Raw genomic sequence first — 5,799 nt, 5'->3', positions numbered from 1 at the left:
CTGCGTTTGCGGCGGCAGCGTGGTCGCGACCGCCGCAAACGCAGACGCATATCGGCGATCTGTTGAACACGGCGAACGTATCGTGGGCGTGGTACGGCGGTTCGTGGGGCGCGGCGCTGGCCGACCGCACGAAGATCAGCGGCTCGACGAATTCGGTGCCGAACTTCCAGACGCACCATCAGCCGTTCAACTACTTCGCCGACCTGGCGCCGGGCACGGCCAACCGTACGCAGCATCTGCTCGATGGCGGCACGGACGGCACGGAGTTCATCAAGGCAATCGATGCCGGCACGCTGCCATCCGTCGCGTTCTACAAGCCGCAAGGCAACTTGAACGAACACGCGGGTTACACGGACGTGGCGTCCGGCGACGCGCACATTGCGAACGTGATCCAGCATCTGCAGGCAAGCCCGCAGTGGAAGAACATGATCGTGGTCGTGACCTACGATGAAAACGGTGGCTTCTGGGATCACGTCTCGCCGCCGAAGGGTGACCGCTGGGGTCCGGGCACGCGCATTCCGGCGCTCGTGATTTCGCCGTTCGCTAAAAAGGGTTACGTCGATCATACGCAATACGATACGACGTCGATCCTGCGTCTGATCACGGCGCGTTATTCGTTGCCGAAGTTGCCTGGCCTCACGGCGCGCGATGCCGCGATGGTCGCGGCCGGCGGCAAACCGATGGGCGACCTGACGGCGGCATTGGACTTCTGACAGGCAGGCTTTAAGGGCGGCGTCTTGCTGCCCGACAAAAGAAAAGCGCGATGGGATTTTCCAGATCCATCGCGCTTTTCGCTTTGCAACGTGCGAGCGTTTCCGCCCTCGCCTACAGATTGATCTGGCCGCCCATCTCGACCACGCGATTGGGCGGCAAGCTGTAGTACTCGGCGGCTTGCGCCGCGTTGCGTCCGAGGAACGCGAACAGCTTGTCGCGCCACAGCGCCATCGCCTTGCTTTCTCCCGTTGCGCGGATGGTGTCTCGCGCGAGGAAGAACGAGGTATCGGCGGCCTCGTAAGTCCAGTCCGGTATCTGCTTCTGGATCAGCAGCAGCAACACCGGCACATCGGGTATCTCCATGAAACCATGACGCACGACAACGGCATAACATCCGTCGCCCAGGTCCTCGACCACCGCCTTGTCCGCGTCCCTCACGTGCGGCACGTTGTCAGTGGTGCCCGCGAGAAAGATGTTGGTCTTGTGAAGCACGCGGTTGTGCTTCAGGTTATGCATGAACGCGGTCGGGGTCATGCCCGCAACGCCGCCCGGGAATACAGCGGTCCCTTCTACGCGCGCCGGCGGATGGCTGCTGCGGCAAAGCGAAGGGATGATGTCCTTGAGCGGCAGGTTCTCGGCCTTCATCCGGTCAATAAGCGTCTGGCGCCCCTTGTGCCAGGTCGTCATCACGGTGAAAAGCCCGGCGCCCGCGAGCAGGGGGAACCAGCCGCCGTCGAGCACCTTGCTCACGTTACTCGATACGAACACGGCATCGACCAGCGCAAACGGCCCGATGACCAACGCGGTCGCAATCGGCTTCCAGTGCCAGAGACAGTGCGTGATGAAATACATCAGCAAGGTCGTGAGCAACATGGTCGATGCCACCGCAATACCGTACGCTGAGGCAAGGTTATCGGAGGATTTGAAGAACACGACCAGGAACACGACTGCCGCGAACAACGAGAGATTGATGAACGGCACGTAGACCTGGCCGATCTCGTGCGTCGATGTATGGACGATTGGAATGCGCGGCAGGAAGCCCAGTTGCACGGCTTGCTTGGTCATGGAAAATGCGCCCGAAATAACCGCTTGTGACGCGATGATCGTTGCCGCCGTCGCCAGTATGACCAACGGGACGAGTCCCCAACTAGGCGCGGATTCGAAGAACGGCTGCTTGAGCGTCGAGGGATGCATCAGCACGAGCGCGCCTTGCCCGAAGTAATTCAGCACGAGACTCGGCCACACGACAAACACCCAGGCGAGCCGGATCGGCTTCTTGCCGAAGTGCCCCATGTCCGCGTAAAGCGCTTCACCGCCGGTAAGCGCCAGGAACACCGAGCCGAGCACCACGAACGCAGTTGTCGGGTTATGCAACACGAAGCCGATTGCGAACGTGGGTGAAGCCGCCTCGAGAATGACCGGGTACTGAACGATGTGCGACAGCCCCAGCGCGGCCAGCGTCAGGAACCAGACGACCATGATCGGTCCGAACACTTTCCCGACGGCGCTCGTGCCGTGCTTCTGGATCGCGAAGAGCGCCGTGAGAATCACGAGCGAGATCGGCACGATCCATTTGGTCAGATCGGCATCGACGAGTGTCACGCCCTCCACCGCCGATATCACCGAGATGGCGGGCGTGATCATCGAATCGCCGTAGAACATGGCCGCGCCGAATACGCCAAGCGTGAGCAAGACATTACGCAATCGATGAGGCGCGACGCCCGATGCCAGCGCCGTCAGCGCAAGAATCCCACCCTCGCCGTCATTTCCTGCGCGCATTACGAAGCTGACATATTTCAGCGTGACGACGATCAGAATGGACCAGAGAATCAGCGACACAATGCCGAAGACATTCGGCTGGGACGCGCCGCCAGCGGCTTTCAGGCATTCGCGAAGCGTATAAAGCGGGCTCGTGCCGATATCGCCGAACACCACGCCGATCGCGCCGAGCATGAGGACAGGCGCCGCCTGAACGGTTTTCGCCGATGGCTCTGCGAGAGAAGCTGACATAGGCCTTTCTTCCAGGTGAGGGCACTAGGGCGGTTGAAAACCGTGTGTCTGGATCTATAAAGGATTACGACTGTTCGGACCCTGCACATCAAGTCTCGTCGATCTTTTAACACTAATAGCGACCGTGCGTGGCATCACTGTGGTCAATTGTGGCGAGAAATGCACCGCATGGAATGTACCCACGGCCTTTGCATGTTGACGCGCCAACGCCCTCTGCTACAGCCCGGGAAGAGCAAAAAAAACCGCAATTGGCTGGCCCGAAAACCGGACCGACCAATTGCGGTGATCTACAACAGCAGCGCCCAACCTCCGGACGCTTTCAAACCTTAATGCGCGAGGAACGACCTCAGCTTCTCCGAACGGCTCGGATGCACGAGCTTGCGCATTGCCTTGCTTTCAATCTGGCGAATCCGTTCACGCGTCACATCGAACTGCTTGCCGACTTCTTCCAGCGTATGGTCGGAAACCGTGTCGATGCCAAAACGCATTCTCAGCACCTTCGCCTCACGCGGCGACAGTGAATCGAGTGCGTCCTTGATCGCGAGACGCATGTCGGCGTGCATGGCGGCATCAGCCGGCGACTCGGTCGCCGAATCTTCAACCATGTCGCCCAGCGTGGTGTCGCCGTCTTCGCCCAAAGGCGTTTCCAGCGAAACCGGCTGACGCGCAATCTTCAGGATGCTGCGAACCTTCTCTTCCGACAAGTCGAGACGAACGGCCAGCACCGACGGATGCGCTTCCTGACCCGTCTGCTGCAGGATTTCACGCGACACACGGTTCAGCTTGTTGATGGTCTCGATCATGTGCACCGGCACACGGATGGTCCGGCCCTGATCGGCGAGCGAACGCGTCACAGCCTGGCGAACCCACCACGTGGCGTACGTCGAGAACTTCCAGCCGCGCCGGTATTCGAACTTGTCCACGGCTTTCATCAAGCCGATATTGCCTTCCTGGATCAGATCCAGGAAATGCATGCCGCGGTTCACGTATTTCTTTGCAATCGAGATCACCAGACGCAGATTCGCTTCGGTCATCTCGCGCTTTGCCTGACGCATCTTGTGCTCGGCGGACGTCATCTGCTTGTTCAACGCCTTCAGTTGCGAAAGCGGCAGCATCAATTGCGCTTCGATTTCGATCAGCTTTTGCTGTTCGGCCTGGATGGCCGGCAGCGCGCGCTCGAGCGCCTTGCCGTACGAAGTCGATGCCGCAGCATGACGCATGGTCCAGTCGAGATCCGTCTCGTGACCCGGGAACACTTCGACAAACTTCTCGCGCGGCATGCCGGCGAGGTCGACCGCGATCTTCAGGATACGACGCTCGATGGCGCGAACATGCTCGACCTGCTCATGAACCTCAGCGCACAACCGGTCGATGGTCCGGGCGGTAAAACGCACGGTGGCCAGTTCGTTCTGGATATGTTCCTGCACGGTTGGCCAGTCGCCCGTACGTGCATCGTCTGCGCTGTATGCCGCGTGGAACGCGTCGAACTGATCACGCACGTTCACGAAAATAGGCAGGCAATCACGCAGCAAGTGCTTGAGACGCGTGGCGTTCGCGCGCGTGGCTTGTTCGTCGTCGGTCTCGCCTTCTTCGTCGTCGCTTTCCGACGCGAGTTCGGCTTCATCGATTTCGGCGTCCGAGTCGTCGACGACTGCTTCGTCGAGCGTGCTCACGTCCTTGAAACCATCGACGAGTTCGTCGATGCGCAATTCACCCGCCACGACCTTGTCCACGGTCGTGAGCAACGTGACAACCGTCGACGGGCAAGCGAACGCCGCCTTGATCATTTCGCCAAGGCCATCTTCAATCCGCTTCGCAATCTCGATTTCGCCGGCACGGGTCAGCAACTCCGTGCTGCCCATTTCTCGCATGTACATACGCACCGGGTCGGTGGTGCGGCCGAATTCCGAGTCCACGGTCGCGAGCGTGACTTCGGCTTCTTCGTCGGATTGTTCGTCCGATACAGCGGTCGGCGTGGAGTCGTTGAGCAGCAGCGTCTCGGAGTCCGGCGCTTCTTCATAGACGGCCACGCCCATGTCGCGGAATGTGCTGACGATGGTTTCGATAGCCGACGTCTGCGCAAAGTTACCGGGCAAGTGGTCGTTGATCTCCGCGTGCGTCAGGTAGCCCTGCTGCTTGCCGAGCTGGATCAGCGCGCGCATCTGCTTCTGACGCTCATCGGCCTGCTCGGGCGAAACAGCGCTTTCGTCCATGGGACGCGACATCTTGTCCGCGGACCCACGACGGGCTTTCGATTTTTTGGCAGGAACGCCGTTTCCAGCGTTAGATTCGGTTGGATCAAAACTTGTCATACATTTCCTCGATAGCCTTGCTCTGAGAAAAGCAAACCGGTGCACAAGGCGGTCAGACACGCGCAATACCGTGAAGACCGACAGGATCGTCACCTCGGGTTGAACTAATCAAATGCGTTGATTCGAGCAAGCTGAATCAGTTTGGAGGCGGGGAGCGCTAACAAGCGCAGTATTCGCGCGGGTCGTACAGTCTATAGCAACTTGATTGCTGCAGGTGCGTCAAGAGGCAATTAACGAACGTTTCCGGCATCCATACGCTGCGAAACAACAACATTTTCCGGGTACGAACTCATTTGCGGACGAATTGAGCCGAATCAAGGCTGTAGCAGAGACTGCGGCGGGTTCGGGAAGCCTTGATCACGCCCCGTTTGTTTATGCGTAAGGCGGCGAATAGACGTCGAAACAACCGACGTTAGATTCGCCCCGGCCAAAAAATTCCCTCCTTTTCGTGCGCATCGTGCCGCAGTGCATCGGCGTGACGCTATTTTTGTATCGGCGAATACGCTTAGGGTAATCGCAATGCGATTAAAGGCATTTCAATGCGATTTTTTTCTTCATATCCTGCTCTTCAGACGCGGCTTTCAGCTGATTCGAGCGACAGCCGGTGCCCTTCCCAAGGAACTGGAACATGAATGACGTCACGAGGTTGATCGCAGCCCTGAAAACCGAGATCGGAGCCGACGCGGTCCTGACCCAGGGCGCCGACCTCGCGCCCTTCACCGAAGACTGGCGTGGCCGGTACAAAGGACCGGCCACGGCGGTA

Annotated in this window: 3 protein-coding genes; 1 reads left to right on the top strand and 2 read right to left on the bottom strand. The window is 59.4% G+C overall.

The window, feature by feature from the left end; all coding sequences use genetic code 11:
• A partial coding sequence (acpA, locus tag ACRXB1_RS28610; RefSeq protein ID WP_449493944.1) for an acid phosphatase occupies positions 1-713 on the top strand: 713 nt, incomplete at its 5' end.
• 112 nt (positions 714-825) lie between these two features.
• Here acpA and ACRXB1_RS28605 read toward each other — a convergent pair.
• Positions 826-2,724 (bottom strand): potassium transporter Kup, encoded by a 1,899-nt coding sequence (locus ACRXB1_RS28605; RefSeq protein ID WP_449493943.1) that lies wholly within the window; start codon positions 2,722-2,724, stop codon positions 826-828.
• Positions 2,725-3,050: 326 nt separating this feature from the next.
• Positions 3,051-4,937, bottom strand: coding sequence for an RNA polymerase sigma factor RpoD (gene rpoD, locus ACRXB1_RS28600; protein ID WP_174365224.1), 1,887 nt, complete (start codon positions 4,935-4,937; stop codon positions 3,051-3,053).
• Positions 4,938-5,799 lie beyond the last annotated feature (862 nt).

This window comes from Caballeronia sp. M23-90, assembly GCF_053574605.1.
The sequence above is the reverse complement of the archived record's forward strand: the minus strand, read 5'-3'. Positions and strand labels throughout refer to the sequence as shown.

Bases quoted from the DNA above. Each gene is read 5' to 3' on its own strand.
- ACRXB1_RS28605 (WP_449493943.1), bottom strand. From the start codon at position 2,724: ATGTCAGCTTCTCTCGCAGAGCCATCGGCGAAAACCGTTCAGGCGGCG.
- rpoD (WP_174365224.1), bottom strand. From the start codon at position 4,937: ATGGACGAAAGCGCTGTTTCGCCCGAGCAGGCCGATGAGCGTCAGAAG.